At 53.9% G+C, this 627-nt stretch carries 1 protein-coding gene; it reads left to right on the top strand.

Annotation, left to right across the window (positions count from 1 at the left end):
- Positions 1–381: DUF3304 domain-containing protein (locus tag HMPREF3115_RS30090; RefSeq protein WP_218079220.1), on the top strand; the 381-nt coding region annotated here is incomplete at its 5' end.
- Positions 382–627 lie beyond the last annotated feature (246 nt).

Raw genomic sequence — 627 nt, forward strand, 5'->3', positions numbered from 1 at the left:
GGGAACATGTGGCCGATGGATGAGGACGGTAATCCCGGGCATTCCGGAGGCAAATGCTGTACGCGCTACCCCAGAGAATGGCAGCCTGAGCTGACGTTGACGGTGCGATGGAAGGTCGACAAGAAGATGGACGGCAAAACTCCGGGTTATTGGTATAAGGCCGACAATGTTCGACTTGAGCCATATATCACCGGTCAGACGTCGGGGGTATGGGCGATTTTCTTGCCTGGTGATCGCGTCAAGCTCGTAGTCGGTAACCCGAACGCGCGCGATCTTGCACGCAATGCAGGCCCACCGGCGGCTAGCGATCCATACGTCGTACAGGGTACGCTCGATGAGGAATGGAATCGCTTGTATCGTTACCGGGGATCGAAGAAATGAACGTAAGCGTGCGGTATCGATGCCGGAAAGCAGTTGCTCTAAAGGCGTTTTGAAAACGGATATTAAAGCTTGCAGTAGGCATGATATGTTTCGACGTTTCTTGTTAGCTTCAGGGGTAATGATTTGGAATGCGAATGAAAACGAATCGATTTAGTGGTGTGGTGGCGGTGTCGCTGGTGCTTCTCGCGGGATGCGCTGGCCTACATGCCGATGAGCCGTCTACGGTCGAGATGCCGAAGACAGTCG

The sequence above is a fragment of the Burkholderia sp. HMSC10F09 genome (assembly GCF_001806955.1).
In the GTDB taxonomy this organism is placed as follows: domain Bacteria; phylum Pseudomonadota; class Gammaproteobacteria; order Burkholderiales; family Burkholderiaceae; genus Burkholderia; species Burkholderia multivorans.